The organism is Brevundimonas sp. (assembly GCF_041911375.1).
GTDB lineage: Bacteria > Pseudomonadota > Alphaproteobacteria > Caulobacterales > Caulobacteraceae > Brevundimonas.
Map to the genome: position 1 here is coordinate 17862 of NZ_JAYRPA010000073.1, position 16813 is coordinate 34674.

26 protein-coding genes and 1 tRNA gene are annotated in these 16813 nt (G+C 67.1%); 6 read left to right on the forward strand and 21 right to left on the reverse strand.

The window, feature by feature from the left end; all coding sequences use genetic code 11:
• Positions 1 to 4: 4 nt before the first annotated feature.
• From ACE3PU_RS12310 to ACE3PU_RS12405, 20 genes are all read right to left on the reverse strand, one after another.
• Positions 5 to 340, reverse strand: a complete 336-nt coding sequence (locus ACE3PU_RS12310) for a hypothetical protein (RefSeq protein WP_374390186.1) — start codon at positions 338 to 340, stop codon at positions 5 to 7.
• A 6-nt stretch (positions 341 to 346) separates the two neighbouring features.
• A complete protein-coding gene (locus ACE3PU_RS12315) occupies positions 347 to 1933 on the reverse strand; it encodes a terminase large subunit (RefSeq protein WP_374390188.1) in 1587 nt (528 codons plus the stop codon).
• Positions 1917 to 2327, reverse strand: coding sequence for a phage terminase small subunit P27 family (locus ACE3PU_RS12320; protein ID WP_374390190.1), 411 nt, complete (start codon positions 2325 to 2327; stop codon positions 1917 to 1919). The genes ACE3PU_RS12315 and ACE3PU_RS12320 overlap by 17 nt, the downstream gene beginning before the upstream one ends.
• On the reverse strand, positions 2317 to 2601 hold the full coding sequence (locus ACE3PU_RS12325) for a hypothetical protein (protein WP_374390192.1): 285 nt from the start codon (positions 2599 to 2601) through the stop codon (positions 2317 to 2319). Before ACE3PU_RS12325 ends, ACE3PU_RS12320 begins: the two co-directional genes overlap by 11 nt.
• A 14-nt stretch (positions 2602 to 2615) precedes the next feature.
• Positions 2616 to 2972 carry a GTA-gp10 family protein gene (locus ACE3PU_RS12330; RefSeq protein WP_374390194.1) on the reverse strand — a complete coding sequence of 119 codons (357 nt, stop codon included), beginning with the start codon at positions 2970 to 2972 and terminating at the stop codon, positions 2616 to 2618.
• Positions 2972 to 3388 carry a phage tail tube protein gene (locus ACE3PU_RS12335; RefSeq protein WP_374390197.1) on the reverse strand — a complete coding sequence of 139 codons (417 nt, stop codon included), beginning with the start codon at positions 3386 to 3388 and terminating at the stop codon, positions 2972 to 2974. Before ACE3PU_RS12335 ends, ACE3PU_RS12330 begins: the two co-directional genes overlap by 1 nt.
• Positions 3385 to 3783: a DUF3168 domain-containing protein gene (locus ACE3PU_RS12340; RefSeq protein ID WP_374390199.1), complete on the reverse strand. Its 399-nt coding sequence runs from the start codon at positions 3781 to 3783 to the stop codon at positions 3385 to 3387. The genes ACE3PU_RS12335 and ACE3PU_RS12340 overlap by 4 nt, the downstream gene beginning before the upstream one ends.
• Entirely contained in the window at positions 3783 to 4235 is a 453-nt protein-coding gene (locus ACE3PU_RS12345) for an HK97-gp10 family putative phage morphogenesis protein (protein ID WP_374390201.1), read from the reverse strand. The genes ACE3PU_RS12340 and ACE3PU_RS12345 overlap by 1 nt, the downstream gene beginning before the upstream one ends.
• Positions 4232 to 4561, reverse strand: a complete 330-nt coding sequence (locus tag ACE3PU_RS12350; protein ID WP_374390203.1) for a head-tail adaptor protein — start codon at positions 4559 to 4561, stop codon at positions 4232 to 4234. Before ACE3PU_RS12350 ends, ACE3PU_RS12345 begins: the two co-directional genes overlap by 4 nt.
• Positions 4546 to 4812: a head-tail connector protein gene (locus tag ACE3PU_RS12355; protein WP_374390205.1), complete on the reverse strand. Its 267-nt coding sequence runs from the start codon at positions 4810 to 4812 to the stop codon at positions 4546 to 4548. The genes ACE3PU_RS12350 and ACE3PU_RS12355 overlap by 16 nt, the downstream gene beginning before the upstream one ends.
• On the reverse strand, positions 4809 to 6650 hold the full coding sequence (locus ACE3PU_RS12360; RefSeq protein WP_374390207.1) for a hypothetical protein: 1842 nt from the start codon (positions 6648 to 6650) through the stop codon (positions 4809 to 4811). Before ACE3PU_RS12360 ends, ACE3PU_RS12355 begins: the two co-directional genes overlap by 4 nt.
• A complete protein-coding gene (locus ACE3PU_RS12365) occupies positions 6643 to 6984 on the reverse strand; it encodes a hypothetical protein (RefSeq protein WP_374390209.1) in 342 nt (113 codons plus the stop codon). The genes ACE3PU_RS12360 and ACE3PU_RS12365 overlap by 8 nt, the downstream gene beginning before the upstream one ends.
• Before the next feature lie 5 nt (positions 6985 to 6989).
• The gene (locus tag ACE3PU_RS12370; RefSeq protein WP_374390211.1) at positions 6990 to 7421 is read right to left on the reverse strand and encodes a hypothetical protein; all 432 of its coding nucleotides are present in this window, start codon (positions 7419 to 7421) and stop codon (positions 6990 to 6992) included.
• 11 nt (positions 7422 to 7432) lie between these two features.
• Complete coding sequence (locus ACE3PU_RS12375; RefSeq protein ID WP_374390213.1) at positions 7433 to 8578, reverse strand: phage major capsid protein; 1146 nt, start codon at positions 8576 to 8578, stop codon at positions 7433 to 7435.
• Positions 8578 to 9114 carry an HK97 family phage prohead protease gene (locus ACE3PU_RS12380; protein WP_374390215.1) on the reverse strand — a complete coding sequence of 179 codons (537 nt, stop codon included), beginning with the start codon at positions 9112 to 9114 and terminating at the stop codon, positions 8578 to 8580. Before ACE3PU_RS12380 ends, ACE3PU_RS12375 begins: the two co-directional genes overlap by 1 nt.
• On the reverse strand, positions 9104 to 10291 hold the full coding sequence (locus ACE3PU_RS12385) for a phage portal protein (RefSeq protein WP_374390217.1): 1188 nt from the start codon (positions 10289 to 10291) through the stop codon (positions 9104 to 9106). The genes ACE3PU_RS12380 and ACE3PU_RS12385 overlap by 11 nt, the downstream gene beginning before the upstream one ends.
• A gap of 227 nt (positions 10292 to 10518) precedes the next feature.
• Complete coding sequence (locus ACE3PU_RS12390) at positions 10519 to 11193, reverse strand: surface-adhesin E family protein (RefSeq protein ID WP_374390219.1); 675 nt, start codon at positions 11191 to 11193, stop codon at positions 10519 to 10521.
• A gap of 125 nt (positions 11194 to 11318) precedes the next feature.
• Positions 11319 to 12413, reverse strand: coding sequence for a bifunctional DNA primase/polymerase (locus tag ACE3PU_RS12395; RefSeq protein WP_374390221.1), 1095 nt, complete (start codon positions 12411 to 12413; stop codon positions 11319 to 11321).
• Positions 12410 to 12676 (reverse strand): DUF6074 family protein, encoded by a 267-nt coding sequence (locus ACE3PU_RS12400; RefSeq protein WP_374390223.1) that lies wholly within the window; start codon positions 12674 to 12676, stop codon positions 12410 to 12412. Before ACE3PU_RS12400 ends, ACE3PU_RS12395 begins: the two co-directional genes overlap by 4 nt.
• 173 nt (positions 12677 to 12849) lie before the next feature.
• Positions 12850 to 12924, reverse strand: a tRNA-Thr gene (locus tag ACE3PU_RS12405).
• Between the two features lie 110 nt (positions 12925 to 13034).
• On the opposite strand from ACE3PU_RS12405, the gene ACE3PU_RS12410 reads away from it, so the two are divergent.
• The 6 genes from ACE3PU_RS12410 to ACE3PU_RS12435 all read left to right on the forward strand — a co-directional run bounded on the left by ACE3PU_RS12410 (position 13035) and on the right by ACE3PU_RS12435 (position 16459).
• Positions 13035 to 13229: a hypothetical protein gene (locus ACE3PU_RS12410; RefSeq protein ID WP_374390225.1), complete on the forward strand. Its 195-nt coding sequence runs from the start codon at positions 13035 to 13037 to the stop codon at positions 13227 to 13229.
• Positions 13230 to 13325: 96 nt separating this feature from the next.
• Positions 13326 to 14618, forward strand: a complete 1293-nt coding sequence (murA, locus tag ACE3PU_RS12415) for a UDP-N-acetylglucosamine 1-carboxyvinyltransferase (protein ID WP_374390227.1) — start codon at positions 13326 to 13328, stop codon at positions 14616 to 14618.
• Positions 14618 to 15085 (forward strand): DUF2948 family protein, encoded by a 468-nt coding sequence (locus tag ACE3PU_RS12420; RefSeq protein ID WP_374390229.1) that lies wholly within the window; start codon positions 14618 to 14620, stop codon positions 15083 to 15085. Before murA ends, ACE3PU_RS12420 begins: the two co-directional genes overlap by 1 nt.
• Positions 15082 to 15549: a UPF0262 family protein gene (locus ACE3PU_RS12425; protein ID WP_374390231.1), complete on the forward strand. Its 468-nt coding sequence runs from the start codon at positions 15082 to 15084 to the stop codon at positions 15547 to 15549. The genes ACE3PU_RS12420 and ACE3PU_RS12425 overlap by 4 nt, the downstream gene beginning before the upstream one ends.
• 103 nt (positions 15550 to 15652) lie before the next feature.
• Positions 15653 to 15871, forward strand: a complete 219-nt coding sequence (gene infA / locus ACE3PU_RS12430) for a translation initiation factor IF-1 (protein ID WP_008261544.1) — start codon at positions 15653 to 15655, stop codon at positions 15869 to 15871.
• 12 nt (positions 15872 to 15883) lie between these two features.
• Positions 15884 to 16459, forward strand: coding sequence for a nucleoside triphosphate pyrophosphatase (locus ACE3PU_RS12435; RefSeq protein ID WP_374390233.1), 576 nt, complete (start codon positions 15884 to 15886; stop codon positions 16457 to 16459).
• Here ACE3PU_RS12435 and ACE3PU_RS12440 read toward each other — a convergent pair.
• A complete protein-coding gene (locus ACE3PU_RS12440; RefSeq protein ID WP_374390235.1) occupies positions 16414 to 16788 on the reverse strand; it encodes a hypothetical protein in 375 nt (124 codons plus the stop codon). The genes ACE3PU_RS12435 and ACE3PU_RS12440 overlap by 46 nt on opposite strands.
• Positions 16789 to 16813: the final 25 nt, after the last annotated feature.

Genomic DNA, 16813 nt, shown 5'->3' on the forward strand with positions numbered 1-16813 from the left:
GGCATCAGGCGGCGTCCCGCTGTTCGAGTTCGCGCACCAGGGCGACGGCGGCCGACAGCTCCGGCTTATGCGGGCTGTCCTGGACCTCTCGGAAAGCGTTGTAGGCGACCAGGGCTTGGTGACAGATGGCTTGTCGCAGCGTCTTGCAAAGGCGCACCTGACCGGCAGCTAGTTCTGGTGGGAGGACGTGATAGTTGGACACGTCCTTGTGCACCAGGGATAGGCCGGGGAGCGTCAGCAGGCCGTCCAGTTGCACGTCGAACTTGGCGAGAAAGCGTGTCCCGGTCTTGGTGGTGTAATCGACCGTCTTGAGGCCGGTGATGGTGATAGACATAGGCATCCTTTCCTAAGCGAAGTTGATTTCCTCGATCCATTCGGACTCGAAGATGGAGGGGCCGGCCTCTGAGGCCTGGGCGCGGGCGATGGCCATGGCGGCCGCTACGGCGCCGTCGATCTTCTCGGCGCTCTTGGCCTTGCTGAACCGGGCGGTGTCGCCGGTCGGGCCGTTGTCGATGACGGCGTTGCCGAAGTTCCAGCGCAGGACGGGGTGACCACCGTGACGCACCTTGCCGGCGAGCAGGGCGCGCTCGGTTTCCTTGATGGCCGGCGTCATGCTGATCCAGCCCTGCCGGAAGTGGACGACGTTCAGGCCTCGGTCCTGAAGGCGCGGGACGATGCCGGCGGACATGGCCGGGTCGATGGCCAGCTCCTGGACGCTGAACCGTTCGGCGATCTCGGCGATGGTCTCCTCGAGAAAGGCGTAGTCGACCACGTTCCCCGGCGTCGGGGTCAGATGGCCTTCCTCGGCCCAGCGGAGGTATGGGACCTGATCGCGCTCCTGGCGCTTGGCCAGGTTGTCGGCGGGACAGAAAAACCACGGCGCCACGGTGTAACCGCCATCTTCATCACGAAGACAGGCGACCACGGCCGTCAGGTCCTGAGTGCTGGACAGGTCCACGCCGAGCCAGACGGGTTCGCCCTCGCGGGCCTCCAGGTCCAGCGGGGCGCCGCCCTTGTCGTAGAGGTCCATATCCAGCCAGGGATCGGGCGCGCCGTCGGACCAGATGTTGAGGTAGTAGCGTTTGAAGGCCTCGCGCTGGGCCGGGATCTGGGCGGCTTGGCGAGCGGTGACGCGCATTTCCTCCAGCGACCGGAAGCCGGCGGCGATGGCGGGGTTGACCGCCTTCCACACCGCCTCGTCCTGCCAATCGGCATCCTTGGGGGCCTCGAACAGGATCGGCAGGAACGTCTCGTCCTCCACCTCTCCGGAGGCGACCTTGCGGGCGTAGTCGTACAGCTCATGGGCCAGGCCGTGGACGCCGGAGCCGGCCGTGGTGATGACGATGGTCAGCGGCTCCTCGCGCTTACCCATCGACTGGCGCAGCACGTCCCACAGTTCGCGTTTGGGCCAGGCGTGGACCTCGTCGGCGATCAGGCAGGAGATCGACAGGCCGTGCTTGGAATAGGCCTCGTGCGAGATGGCTTTCAGGGTCGAGCGCGAGCCGGCGTGCTGGATCGTCTTGTAGGACGGGAGAACCTTCGTCCGCTGCTTCAGGGCCGACTCCTGGGCGATCATGCCCGAGGCGGCATTGTAGGCGATGGACGCCTGTTCGCGGTCGGCGGCGGCAACGATCACCTGCCCCCCGGCTTCCTTCTCCGGGCCGGTCAGGTGCAGCAGGCCAAGGCCGGCGCAGAGGGTCGTCTTGCCGTTGCCTCGGGGCAGGAGGATGAACACCGTCCTGATGCGGCGCTTTCCGTCCTCGCGGGTGTCGCCATAGATGCGCTGAACGATCCGCTGCTGCCACCGGGCCAGCCTGAACCGCTGCCCGGCCAGCTTGCCCTCGTGCAGCTTGAGCATCTGGATGAACCTCACCGCGCGGGCGCCCTTGCCCTCGGGGTCGGGTATGGGGCTGTCGTCAGTCCACCAGGTCACCGAATCCCCCGTTGTCGTCGCCCTCGTCGCTGATGGCCGGGCGGGAACGGGAGACGGGCGTAAGGCCCAGTTCCGCCGCCAGTTGGCGAGCGTGGGTCATGGCGGTGTGCATCACGCGCAGAGCGGGGTGCGGCCGTGGAGCGCCGTTGTCGCCCGCGAAAAACGGGCTCTCGAGCTTGGCCAGGGTCTCCTGGCAGAAGCGGACCTGCCCGATCGCCAGGCAGTAGTTTTCGAGACTGCCGAGGTCGCCCTCGGTCAGGATGCGGCGCTCGGCCAGGACCGGCGCGCTCCGGTTCCATTCGGCTTTCGCGGCCTTCGGAAGCCAGGAAGGCGGGGCCGGGGCCGTGGTAAGCGGCGCCCGGTCCTGCTTCAAGTTCGGCTTGTCACCCCGCATGTGGGGGCCTCCCGTCGAGGGCGACCTGCCACCGGCGGGCGAGGGACAGCAGCATGTTGGGCGTGCGGGGCTCGGCTGCGCGGGGCGTGATGTCGTCACCACCGACCAGCTTCTCCAGCGCCGGGATCTTCTTGGCGCGTTCGAGCGAGGCCAGGGTGTGGGCCATCCAGCCGGCCATGCGGAAGCGACGCCTCTCAGCGCGCGTCCGTCCCTCCACCGCCGCGACATACAGCCGTGGCGTGGTGGCGAAAAATCCGTCTGGCCAGCCGCCCATCTCGCACCAGCCGATCAGGAGGTCTTCCCAGTCCCAGCCGCCGCCGGCCGAGGGCGGGCGGTGGACTTGCCGGCCTCCGGAAACGCCTTGGTCAGACCTTCGCCGATCAGCTCGCCGGCGCGCGTGATGCCGATGTCGCTGATGAGGTTGCCGGCCTCTTCCTCGGTGCAGTCGTGGTTGGCCAGCAGGCCCGCCCAGAACAGGGTCCGCAGGTTCCCCATCGACAGGTTGGCGCCCAGCAGCTCCCCGAGCTGGGTGGTGGTGACGCCCAGCTTGCTCTCCAGCGTCACCAGGGCATTGATGGTGTAGGCCAGGACATAGCGGTCGCCACCGGCCTCGAAGCTGACTTCGCCCTTCATCGGATTGGCCATTATTCAGCCTCCCGCAGGACGGCGCCGGTGACCTTGATCGTCACCGTGGCGGTCATCTTGTCGTCGTTGGGCATGGCCGGCTCGTAGCCGGTCAGCAGGCCCGAGAAGGTCCAGGTCGCGGCGTTGGGGAAGACGATCCGGAAACTCTTGGCTTGCCGGGAAGCCTTCGCCGCCAGGATCAGGCCCTCGCTCGTGGAGCCGGGGACGAAGTTCATCTCGAACGAGGTCTCGCCGGGGTCGGTCAGTCCCATGATGAACTGACGGTCCGGAGCCCCCATGTGCGAGGCGTCGATCACGTCCGTCGTCTCGTTCGGCGGCGTGATGTCGAAGACCTCGGCGATGGCGGTGTAGGTGCCGGGAGTGGCGCTTTCGATTTGAAACTGCGCGCCGTTCCCGATGGACGCTTGGGTAGTCACTGTTCGGCCTCCTTGTGCCAGACGGAAATGTCGATGCGGGTGCGGTAGAGCGGCTCGGGGTCGTCGCCCTCAAAGGTGTCGCTCTCGGTGTCGATGAAGATGCCCTGCAGGACGACGCCGCCGGTCAGGGTGCGGGCGTGAGGCAGGGCGGGGACGATGGCGCGGGCCAAGAGCTTGGCCTCCCGGTAGGTCCGCCCCCAGGCGTCGATCTGGACGCGGCTGGCGATCAGGCCGGAACGCCCCGCCATGGTGGCGTCGTGGGCGCCGCTGATGCGGTGCAGGGTCACGGCCGGGAGCGCGTCGTCGTCCGGACGGGCGGACCAGTTCACGCGATCTCCGGCGATGGCGGCGACAGCGGGGTTATTCAGCAGCAGGTTCGCGATGGCCTCTTCCATCATTTCCCTCCCTTGGCGGCTTGGCGGGCGGCCTTGCGCGCGGCGCGCTGGACGGCCTTGGCGATCTCCTCGGAGAGGATGGTCTTGACGTTCTCGAGCAGCAGACCCTTCCCGGCGTCCCAGGCGGGGCGCATGAACGGCCGCGGCGATTGGCGCCGGTTGCCGAACTCCTCCTGGATGGCCTGGGGCAACTGGCCCGGCCCCATGTGCGCCTCGATGCGGTCCTGACGCCGGTACCCCCGACCCTTGGGCCGTCCGGACGTGACGCCGATGCTGGCGCGCAGTTCGCCCGAGCGGTCCTTGGCGACGTTCTGGCGGGCGGCCTCGGCCATCGGCTCGAGCGCCTGTTTCAACGTGCGCCGGCCGACGTTGCGGGCGGTGGACAGCTTCAGGTCGCCCAGGGCGCGGTCCAGTTCGCGCAGCCCTTCCACCTTCACGCGGGACCGGCTCATGACGCGGCTCCCTCGGTGTGCAGTTCCATGTGGAGGCGACCCAGCGGGCGGACCTCCCGGATATTGAGGAAGGCCCCGCCCATGCGGACACGATCGGTGAGGCGGATGTCGGGCTGGCGATGGGTGCGGAACACGATCCGGCGCGACGCCTGGACGCCATCGGCGGCGAGATATTCCCGCCCGCTCTGCTGCACCGTCTCGGCCATGGCCGTGGTGACCACGATCTCGCCGGTGATCGGGGCATTGAACTCGTCGCGGCCGATCTCGCCGTCGCGCACGATCTCGATGCGGGTATCCAGCCGGCCGAGCTTCATCCGAACACCCACGGACGAAGGTCGTTGAGCAACGCCTGCGCCTCCTCTGGCACGGTCGCGCCCTCCCGGCCCTCGTAGAGGGCGGCGACGGTCATTTTCACCGCTTGGTCAAAGATCGGCGGCAGCGGGTCCGGTTGGTCGTCGGTCCCGATGTATCGGGTGCAGGCGTCGGTGGCGGCTTTCAGGAGGGCGTCGATCAGCTCGTCCTGATGGTCATCCAGGATGCCGAGATGCGCCTTGGCGTCGGCGACGTTGACGGTCATCGCACGATCCTCCCGGTCGAGTACCGTTGGCGGGCGGCGATCTGGTTCTGGGTCAGGCCGGGGATGTTGGCCGCCGCCCAGGCGTTGGACCGCCGCTCAGCCTCAGCGATGGCCGGCTGGGTGGTCCTGAGAACCTGCACGTCGAAGTAAGGGGAAGGCACGATCTGCGCGATGCCACCGCCGCCCTGCTGGCGCTGCTGGCCCGGCGTGGAAATGTCCACCCGTTCGCCCGGCGTGGCGCGAAATGCGACCAGCTTGGAGTCGACCGTGCCGGAACCACCGACCTTGAACGAGCCGCCCGTCGCGAACCCCGGCAGGGCCTTCAGGAGGCTGGAGCCGACGTTGGCCCATTTCGACCAGCCGCCCGAACCTTTCTCGCCGACGATGTCGAAGATGCCGCCGAGCGCGCCCCTCCAGTCCTTGGAGCCGATGGACTGGATGATGCCCTCGAGACTGCTCTCCACGCTGCTGGACAGGCCGCTGAAGGCGTCCGCCGCCTGGGCGGTGGCGTCCTGGACGGGGTTGACCATCACGTCGTCCAGCCGGCCGATCCAGTCGCCGATGGCGATGACCATGTCGGGGATGTACGAGTTGCCGACCACCTTGTCGTAGAGGTCGTAGAAGGCCTGGCCGACCGACTGGATCTTCTCGATCACGGATCGGACCAGGGCGGTGAAGCGCTCCAGCAGCCATTGGCGCACGCCCTCGTAGGTCTGGCGGACCCAGTTCACCACCTCGGGGAACAGAGCGGCGAACGCGCGTCCGATGCCCGCCACCACCGCCGCAACCGCGTCGCCGAGGTGACCCCACATGGCGCTGAAATCGCCCCTCAGCAGCGCGCCGAAGGCCGACAGGAGGTCCGCGATCACCTCGAGCGCGCCCTGGATCAGGGTCAGGCTGGCCTCGAAGATGCGCTTGATGATCTCACCGAAGGTGATGACCCCCGACGACGCCTCGCCGCTGTCGCCGAAGATGGACATCACGACCTCCGCGACGCTCCGGATCACGCCGACCAGTGCGTCGAAAATCGGCATCAGCTTGGGGCCGAGGTAGTCCACCACGGCCCGGCCGAAGGCGATCACCTTCGGGATGGCGGCGGAGAACCATTCCAGCAGGCCGCTGTCGACCAGGGCGTTGATGGCCAGCCCGCTCAGGCTCGCCTTGATCTTGTCCATGGACTGGCGGAAGGCTTCGGCCTTCTTGAGCTGTTCCTCCGGGATCAGACCGCCGTTCGCGACGAACTCCGCCTTGAGCTGGGCGATGCCCTCGGCGCCCATGTCCAGGAGGCGGACGAACTGCTCGCCGCCGGTGCCGCCGAAGATCTCATCGGCGACCCTGATCTGGGCGGCCGTGTCGAGTTTCGAGATGCGGGCGATGATGTCATCGAACATCGCCGCAGGGTTCTTCAGGGCCTCGGTCAACTGGGCGCCGGTCAGGCCGATGCGCTGGAACGCCTCAGCCGCCGATCCGCCGCCGGTCGTGGCGAACTCGTCGGCGCGGAGCTGCATCTCCTTCATGCCGTCGGTCAGGGCCTCGACGCTCACGCCCGCCTGTTCGGCGACGTACTTGAGCTTCTGGAACTCCTCGAAGGCGACGCCGGCCGTCTCGGCCTCCCGACCCATTTCGACCAGGCCGCCGGTGATCTCGTTGACCGCCGCGAACGCGCCGCCGAGGGCCGCGCCGATGGCGACGCCGACCCCGGCCATGGTGGTGGCGATGCCGCGCAGGCGACCGCCCACGTCCTGCATCTTCTTCTGGGCGCCGGTCAGACCGTTCTCGAAGGCGGCCGAGTCCAGGCCGAGGGTGACGCGCAGGGCGCCGACGACGGCGTTAGCCATGGGCGCGCTCCTGCTTCTGCTTCATCGAGGCGTGGCAGGGCGAGGACGCCATGGGTTGCCAGTTCGACCGGCGCCAGAACAGCGCCTTGTCGCCACGATGAGGGATGATGTGATCGACCATGTCGGCCTTGCGACCGCAGCCGCAGGCGCAGACCCGGTTCTCGGGCTGGGCGAGGAAGGCCTTGCTCTCGCGCTCCCACTTCGAATCGTACCCGCGCTGGCGGGCGGATGGGCGCCGGGCCTCATAGGCCTTGGCGCGCGCGGCCGTGCAGGCGAGGCAGGAACGCCCCGTCTGGGCCACGCGACCACAGCCGCAGATGCTCGGCGCCCGCATCGGCATCAGGCCACCGGCGCGTGAGCGGGGCGGCCCATGATGGCCAGGGCGGACAGGGGAGTCCCCGTCCCATGGGTGCCGCTGAAATCCGTCGTCAGGCGGACGTAGCGAGCATCGCCGATGTAGCCGAACTTCGTGACGGTCGGGTTCGCGTGGGCCGTCTTCAGGGCCAGCACGATCCCGTCGTCGGCGGTCAGGTCCAGGCCGGCGACATCCTTGGCCAGAACGTCAGTCCAGTCCTCGCCGTCGTAGCTTTCCTCCAGGACGAACTCGATCTTGTTCGTGCCGGTGAAGGTGATCCCGCCGGCGCCGACGTGGACGGCGAAAGTGACCGATCCGAAGCCCTGCCGGTCGATCTGGACCGGCGTGACATCGGCGGTGTAGGCGCCCGGCGCGACGGCCGAGACGATCTTCAGGGTGTTGGATTGCTCGCGCATCAGGGCTCTCCTCAGCTCGTGGCCATCTTGAGTTTGCGGAAGGCGTCGGGGCGGACCACGCCACCACCGACCCGGCGACGGCCGTGGAAGCGGACCAGGCCCTCGGTGGCGACGGTGTATGGATCGCGCAGGACCGACAGGCCGACGCGGTCCACGATGCGGTAGCCGGTGGCGAAATCGCCGTAGATGACCGGCGTGGCGTCCGCCTCGATGCCCGGCATGTCCACCGCCTCGACCACCGGGCGGCCCAGCAGGGTCGCCGGCTGACCGACCTGGATGGAGTCCTGCCAGAGGAACCGGCCGTTGCCGTCCTTCAGCAGGCGATAGGCGGCGATGGTGGCGCCGTTCAGCAGCCAGGACCCACGGTTCCGATAGGTCGGGGGCAGGTCGTACATGAGCTGGATCAGAGCGTCGGCCGAGACGTTGGCGGCGTGACCGTTGGCGACGGTCTTGATCGACGGATCGTTCAGGATGCCGACCGGCTTCTTGACGCCATCGCCGTCGATGAACGCGACGCCCTCAAGGCGCCCGAACTCCTCGGCGAAGTCGCTGGCCAGTTCGGACGCCAGGTCGATGGCGCTGTCTTCCAGCAGCCAGTTCGACACGTCGATGTAGGCGGCCATCTCGTGGACCTCGAGCGCGGCCTGGCCATAGGTCGGCTCGGTCTTCGGGCGCTCCTCGGTCTCGCCGACCCACTTGGCGGTGATGGTGCCGGTGCGCTTGGGCCAGACCACCCGGCCGGCCGTCGTCTGGGTGACGCGGGCGGCGGCGCGGATCGGGCTGATCTCGACCAGCTCCTTCTGCAGTTGGGCCTCGAACTGCTCGGGGGCCAGGAAGCCGCCGCGCGTGTCGTCCGAGACGATCAGGGCCTTACGCTCGTCGGGCTCCAGGGACTCGGTGCCGCTGCGGACGAAGCCCCAGAAGGCTTTGGCCTCGGCGGGCTCCTCGTCCTCGCTCTCCGCGCCGGGGCGCTTGAGGGCGGCGATCTCGGCCTTCAGGCCCTTGATCTCGTCAGCGGAGCCCTTGGCGGCCTCGGCAACGGCGGTCTTCACGCGGTCATCGACGGACTTCTCCAGCCGATCCAGCGCCTCCTTGACCTCCAGATCGTCGGCGTCGCCGGCGTCCTTCGTCTCGAGAGGAAAGGGGGTCTTCAGCATCATTGGGTTTCTCCGGCGCGCAGGGCGTCAGACGCCGCGTTGATCTGGGCCACCAGCCGGCGCGCGCGGTCGGGGCAGTGGGATTTCACGCGCTCAACCCGCGCCAGGCTGTTCGCCTGGACGGGGAGGAGGCTGATCTCGAAGAGGTCGACATCGTCCAGCAGACGGGCCTTCAGCTCCGTGCTGCGGCGGGCTTTCACGGTGCGGTAGCCGATGGACAGGCCTCGAGCGGCGCCGGCCTTGGCGAACTCGAAGGCGTCCGAACCGTCGCGCGTGGCGGTGAGTATCCGGCCCTTCACCTTCAGGCCGATGGCGTCCTCGGCCACCTCGTCCCAGACGCCGATCGGGCGCTTGCCGTCGTGCGCCCAGAGCATGGCGATCTCGCCGGCCGGGCGGCCCTTCAGGGATCGGGCGAAGGCGCCGCGCTGGACGATGTCGCCGACCAGGTCACGGTTGCCGAAGACCGAGGCGTAGCCCTCGATCACGCCATCCTCGCCGAGGGACTTCAGTTCGATGGGAGGCAGTTCATTCGCCATTGGCGGCCCCCGGTGCTTCGGTGTTGAGGGGCAGGCGGAACTCGTCTCCGCCGGTGTAGGGCGGGCGGTTCTCCATGGCGCGGACTTCGTTCGGGTTCAGGATCCCGTTCGTGATGGCCTTGGCGTAGGCCTCGAACCGGGCGGCCTGGTTGGCGCGGGCCAGGTCATCGACCAGGAACTCGGCGAAGTAGGTCTCGCGCTCGTCGCGGGTCAGGAGCGAACGGCGGATGGCGCCTTCCCAGACCTTCAGCCAGGGCATCAGGGCCAAGGTCAGGAACTGGCGTCCGCCTTCCTCCTGGTTCGACCAGGTGGCCCGGCCGTAGTCCTGGAGCATGGGCGGCGGGATGCGGAAGGGGCGGGCGATCTCGACCACCTGCTGACCGCGCAGCTCCATGAACTGGGCGTCGACGCTGGAAAGCTGGGTGGCGACCCACTCCCAATCGCTCTCGAGGAAGGCCGTGCCGCCGCCGCCGTCGCCGCTATGGGCCTTGTTCCAGGAGGAGACGGCCCGCTTCATGGCGTCCACCGACAGGCCCTTGGGAGCCTTCAGCAGGCCCGAGGGGCGGGCGCCCTTGCCGAACAGCTTGGCGGCGTGGCGCTCCATCACCGTCATGATGGCGATGGCCTCCCGCGCGGCCGTGATCGGGGCGACCCCGTCCATGGCCCGGATGTGCAGGATGTCGAACCGGTCGTAGGCGCGCTGGCGCCCGTTCCGTTCGGTCACGCGATAGGTCGGCTCGCGGGTCAGAGGATCGGTCTCGACCGTGACGCTCTGCGAGGGGATCTGGACCAGCTCCATGATCTCGCCGCCGGCCCGGCCGATCCAGGCGAACGCGCCCTGGTCGTAGCGCAGCGCCGCCGAGGTCATCGACAGGCGGAAGTCGTAGGCGCTCGTCCAGTCGTTCGGCTGATCGTTCAGCAAGACGGACAGGGGGTGGTCGGAGGCCCGCTCCTTCCCGCCGTCAGCGGTGCGCCGGTACAGGTGCAGGGGCAGTTGGGCGACCGCCTGGGCGATCACCGCCACGGCGGCGTAGGCGGTCGGGTTCTTGAGGGCGGTCTCGGGCGTGACCGACACACCCGTCAACCCACGCTGGGCGCCGAAGATCTCAGCCAGCCAGGAGGCGGACTCGGTGTCCTGGGCGTCAGGCGCGACAGAGGGAGAGGCCTTCGCCTCCATCCCGAGAAGTCGTGCAGCAGCTTGCAGCAAAATGGCCCCGCCAGTGATTTGACGAGGCCATTGTCGATCTATTCGCCAAGGTCAGGGACCCCACTCGGCAACATTAGGCAGTAGTCGGCAATCTTAGGCAGGCCGGAAAAACCACCAATCCGATGACTTTTCGTTTTGTCGCCCCCCGCCGGTCCCTAAGCAAGAGCCGGAAGTCTGGAGTCCCCCTCCGGTCTTCATCAATCGGCAAGTAGATCGCGCAGGAAGAACTGGCCGTCACAGGCGGCTGCTGTCTGTGCCGCTCCTAGCATCCCAGGCCGATCATATACCCACTCTCTCTCACTGGGCGATGAGTTGTGGTCCGTGTGCCGCCCTGTGAGGTTTGTGCCCGAGTAGCTGCTGGCCGCTATGATCCTGGTTCGGCGCTGCTCGCAGTCCATCTCTCTTAGGAGGAGCATAGATCGACCTCCCCAAGCCTGAGCCTGATCCGCGTTGAGGGCTTCCCAGTGGAACCATGCGCGGGCCGTGTTCCCGGTACGCTGCAAGGTTTCCCGCCTCATCACAGCAACCATGGTTTCATCCAGCCAAACGATAGCCGCAGGCGCGATGTCCAAGTGTTCGACCTGCCAAGCTATTGATGCCTCAAGGCCGTCGTCCGCTGGCCAAGGGGGTTGGTAGCCGTCCTGTGTGGCCCCCAGCGCAAATGCCGCTGCCCCGAATACCGCTTCAAACATTTCGCTGCCCCTGAAATCTCGGCGTGACAGTCTGCCGATTTTGATGGGTTGGCGAAAGGTGTCCCTAGGGACGGGTGAGGGACATGGCGGGGACGCGGGCGTGACGGTCACGTGACGCCCGGTGACGCTGAGGCCTTGAACCCCCTCCACGACGCCGCCAAATTTTTCTCGGAGGGCCATTTTCCGGGGTTCTGAGCCTCGAAGCAGACGCCGAAATCGGGCCGTGCGCTGCTGGAGGGCGTTTTAGGGCAAGGGGAGCGGGGGAGGGGTGTTTAGTTATTATCCCTGACCAGTTCTGGTCACTCTTAACTCGACCACCGGAACAAAGCCGGGCCGCGCTTTGAGCTTGCCCCGACGACGCACCGGACTTTCTTCTTCTCCACCAGCGTCTTGCGAGCATTTTGGAGTTCGCGTCGCGACATGGCGCCCGCCCACGTCTGGCCCGCTAGTCCGTTTGCTATCTGGAAGGTTTCGGTTGGACTGGGGTGCAGCCGCTTGAGCAGCGCATACAGGACTAGGGCGTTCTTGTCGGACGCGATCAGCTCCGAGATGTCGTCTCCGTAGAGCTGCACCTTCTGTCTCCCGTTCTGCGACTTTGCCTTCCAGTTCCGGTCGCCGCTGTAGTTGTTCCAGACGTTGACGGCCGTCCTACGCACCTCATCCTCGGGCATCGCATCGTCGAAGACGGTCGAGGCGAAGTAGCGCGCGACATCGATCAGATCCTCGAGCGCTTCGCAGTGAGGTTCTTGCGCCAAGCAGTGATCGAAGAGCGCCGAGTTGCGGGAGCCTGCCTTGATCCGCACCCCGTCATCATTTGCGGACGCCGAATGTTCGTTCTTGGGGCGGGCGGCTACTTCGATCGTTCGCGCCGTGGACTGGTGAGCGCCCATGGGCGTTAGGCTGGCGAGGTCTTCCAATGCGCCGAAGACGATCTCGTATGTGCCGTACGCTGTCCGTGATCCTGGGGCGACGATGTATCCTTTGCTGCTGCCCTTGAGGTCAATCGGCACGTCGGGGCCAAAGAGCCGAATGTGATCCTCTTCGCCCGTGTTCCTGTAATAGCCGTGCCACTTGCCTGATGCGGTCTTCACGATCACGCGGGGGTGCCCATAGCGCGCGATCTGGTCGGCCAGGAACACCTCGTCCTGGGTGTCTATGTCGAGAACTGTGATCCCCACCTTGCCCGGTACAAATCCGAAGGCCTCCGCGTCGGGCCAGCGGGAGAGGTGAGCAAGGCTGCGACCCGGCGTCGTCCCAAGGTAGCCGACCGGCAGGGGCTTCTTCCGCCCACCGTCTGGTCCCATGTCGACGGGGAAGATCGGAATCCCGAGCGCGGCATACAAAGGTTGCCACTGCTGGAAGGGGCTTGTCTCGCGGAGCGGGAGAACGGCTGCTGTCAAGCCGCGCCCCCGTGGCCTGTCAGGACGATTTTCCAGATCTCCGCGCGCATCGCGCCTTCAAGGTCTCGGCACACCGCCTCCACCACGTCAGGGTCGCACCCCTTTCGGAGGAGGGCCTGTCGCTGGACATCGACCTGCCGCAGAAGGTGGCGCTCGCCAGCATCCGGCGTAAGCTCGAGGACGCGATCAGCATGACGGCGCACGAGGTCGACCCGTCGCGCCAGCGGAAAGGGGATCACCTCAGCCATGAGCATTTGCTCCATGCGCTGATGATGCCACGGTTCGGTGAGGGCCGGAAGCGGGAGAACGAATTCGGAACATCTCTTCCCGGATTTTCCCCAGGTTTGGGGCGGGAAGAGCCTGTTTCGTTCTCCTTCGCAGCTTGGGGAGTGGGATGAGGTCTCCCGCTCAAATCCCTTGCTGCAAGGGTCTCAGATGGTGCCGCCGGGCAGGATTGAACTGCCGACCTCAGCCTTACCAAGGATGCGCTCTACCACTGAGCTACGGCGGCCCCGACTGAGGAAGCGGCCGTATAGCCAAACCCTCCCGGCGATGGAAGCCCGTTTTTGATGGTGGGAAAGAAAGTTTGGACAAGATCGGAGATAACGGCATGATCGCGCCATGAGCCAACCGCCGCACGACGCCGATACGCCGCCCGAGCGGGAGGTCATGTCGAATCCGGCCGAATCATCAGGCCCTTCGCCGGCGGAGAGGGCCCGCATCGAGCGCGCCGCCAGGCTGGCGTCCGCGCTGAGGGACAATCTGCGTCGGCGAAAGGCGCCCCGTGCGCCCGCCGAGGTTCGCGACCGCAACTGAAGTTCATCGGAACGCGGCCTTTCCCGGCGGGGCGACCGCTTGCTAGAGAAGCCGTCCCCCGGCGCCATTTTTCGACCCGGGCGCTTCAAGGACGTCATGGACAGCATAGCCATTCAGGGCGGCGCCCAGCTTTACGGGGACATTCCCGTCAGCGGCGCCAAGAACTCCGCCATCAAGCTGATGGCCGCCTCGATCCTGACGGATCAGCCTTTGCTGCTGACCAACATGCCCCGGCTGGCCGACACCCGGTTCCTGGGACAACTGCTGCGCCAGTTCGGTGTCGAGGTGACCGAACGCGACGGCGCCGACGGCCAGGAAAGCCTGTTCCACGCGGCCGATCTGACCTCGACCTTCGCGCCCTATGACCTGGTTCGCCAGATGCGCGCCTCGTTCAACGTTCTGGGCCCGCTGCTGGCGCGGACCGGTCACGCCAAGGTGTCGCTGCCGGGCGGCTGCACCATCGGCGCGCGGCCGGTGGACCTGCATCTGCAGGCCCTGACGGCGCTCGGCGCCTCGATCGAGCTGGAGGAGGGCTATGTCTCGGCCATCGCGCCCAAGGGGTTGCGCGGGGCCGAGATCGAGTTCCCCTTCGTCTCCGTCGGCGCCACCGAACACGCCTTGCTGGCCGCCGTGCTGGCGCAGGGGACGACCGTTCTGCGTCGGGCCGCGCGCGAGCCCGAGATCGGGGACCTGGCGCGCTGCCTGACGGCCATGGGCGCAAAGATCGAGGGCATCGACACCGATGTCCTGACCATCACGGGCGTGTCGTCGCTGAGCGGGACCACCTGGCCGGTGATTCCCGATCGGATCGAGATGGGCTCCTACGCCGTCGCCGTCGCCATGGCGGGCGGCGAGGTGCGTCTGACCACGGCGCGCGCGGAGCTGATCTCGGCTCTGACCGACAAGATGGTCGAAGCCGGGGTGGAGGTGTCCTCCACCGCCGACGGCGTGCTCATCAAGCGCGATCCGGCCCAGCGGCTGAAGGCGGTGGATCTGGAAACCGCGATCTATCCGGGTTTCGCCACTGATCTTCAGGCCCAGTTCATGGCCCTGATGACGACGGCGGAGGGAACCAGCACGATCCGCGAGACGATCTTCGAGAACCGCTTTATGCACGTGCCGGAACTGGCGCGTCTGGGCGCGGACATCTCGGTCCATGCGGGCGAGGCGCACGTCAACGGCGTCGAAACCCTTCACGGCGCCCAGGTGATGGCCACCGACCTTCGCGCCTCGATGTGTCTGGTCATCGCGGGCCTCGTGGCCGAAGGTGAGACGACGATCGGCCGCGTCTATCATCTGGATCGCGGTTTCGAGCGTTTGGAGGAAAAGCTCGGCGCCTGCGGAGCTTCGATCCGCCGTATCAAGGGCCAAGACGATGGGATGGGGTGATGGACACTGAGATCGACGCCGTTCCGTCAACGCCCGCCGCGACGGTCGAACCGTTGCGCCTGCTGGCCGAGGACGCCGACGATCTGCAGATCATCTCTGCGGCGCTGCAGGACGCCATCCTGCGCCCCATCGACATCGTGTGGGAAAAGCAGGCCCGCACCCTGACCATCGCCTTCAGCCGCTTCTGCTGGGAATGCGGCGGCACGCGGGTGATGTCGGCCATGCAGTTCGGGGACGTGCTGGCGGTGAAGAGCCGACGGCTGCCGCGAAACCCCGACGCCTCGCTGGAACTGCTTGCGCTGGACTTCCTGCCGACAGAGGCGCCCAGCGGCAAGGTCATCCTGATGTTCGCCGGCGGGGGTGACCTGCGTATCGACGTCGAATGTCTGGACGCCGTGGTGACCGACATTTCCGAACGCTGGCCCGCACGGGTGGCGCCGACCCATCTGGGCGAGGTGGAGGCATGAGCGGTCCCCACGTCCTGGCCTCCGTCGACCTGGACGCGGCCACGCTTCCGGCCGCCACCGCCGAGATCGAGCACGAGCGTCGCGTGGCCATTTTCGACCTGGTGGAGAAGAACAGCTTTCAGCCGGTCGACGCCCAGGGCGGGCCGTATGCGTTGAAACTGTCGCTGCAGGACAACCGCCTGGTTTTCGACATCACCGGGCCGGAGTTCGCGCGCACCTATGCGCTCAGCCTGACACCGTTGAAGACGGTTCTGCGCGATTATCTGCTTATCTGCGACAGTTATTACGAGGCGCTTCGCGGCTCGTCGCCCAGCCAGATCGAGGCGGTGGACATGGGCAGGCGCGGCCTGCACAACGAAGGAGCCGACCAGTTGACCCAGCGTCTGGACGGCAAGGTGGTGCTGGATCGCGAGACGGCGCGGCGGCTGTTCACGCTGGTCTGCGCCCTCTACCGTCGAGGCTGACCTCGACTATCTACGCAATTTCGGGCATTAGGCCCGTCCATTCCGCCCCACGCGCCCGCCCGGCGTGGGGCTGAAGTCGTTTTCGACGGGCGCGAGAGGCCGCATGGCTAAGGAAGAACTGCTCGAGTTTCCCGGCACCGTCAGCGAACTGCTGCCGAACGCCACCTTCCGCGTGACGCTCGAGAACGATCACGAGATCATCGCCCACACGGCCGGCAAGATGCGCAAGAACCGTATCCGCGTGCTGGCCGGCGACAAGGTCCTGGTCGAGATGACGCCCTATGACCTGACCAAGGGCCGCATCACCTATCGCTTCAAGTAAGGGACGGCTCGCGTGAGCCGCCCCGAACTGGTGCTGGCGTCGTCCAGCCCTCGCCGCATCGAACTGCTGGCGCAGGTCGGAATACGCCCCGACCACATCGACCCCGCCGACATCGACGAGACGCCGCTGAAAGGCGAAACGCCGCCGCGCCTGGCGCAGCGGCTCGCCTCGTCCAAGGCCCAGATCGTGGCGGCCCGGCATCCCTACGCCGTGGTCATCGCCGCCGACACCGTGGTGTCCGTCGGCCGTCGCTTTCTCGAAAAGGCTGCGGACGAGGCTGAGGCGACGCGCTTCCTGACGCTTCTTTCCGGTCGCAACCACCGTGTCCACACCGGTGTCGCGGTGATCCGAGACGGACGCCTGTCGGTGCGAATCAACGAAACCCGTGTCAGCTTCAAGCCGCTGTCGGCCGGCGAGATCGCAGCCTATGTCGCCACCGGCGACTGGCGCGGCAAGGCCGGCGGCTATGGCATCCAAGGGCCGTCGGGGGCCTTCGTGCAACGAATCGTCGGCAGCCATCCGTCTGTGATGGGCCTGCCGATCTATGAAGCGGTGCAACTGCTGAACGGCGCCGGCTGGCGACCGTGACCGGCCAAGGCGACCTGGAACTCTTCCTTGACGAGACGCCTGGCGAGACGCGCGGCGTCGTTGTGCGCGGCGGTCGCCCGATTCACCTGTTCATCACGCGTGACGACGACGCGCCTCAGCTCAGGCTGGGCGCGCGAGTGCTGGGGCGAGTAGCCGAAACGGCTCCTGGCCTGCGCGGAGCCTTCATCGACGTGGGGGGCGAGGCACACGCATTCCTGCACCTGGCGCGAAACGAATCGGTGACTCAAGGCGAGCGCCTGGAGGTCGTGGTCACCGCCGAGCCGCGGCGCGGGAAGGGTGCGGCCGTTCGTCGCCTCGGGCCGGGGCAAGGGGAGGTCCGGCTGCTCGAATCGG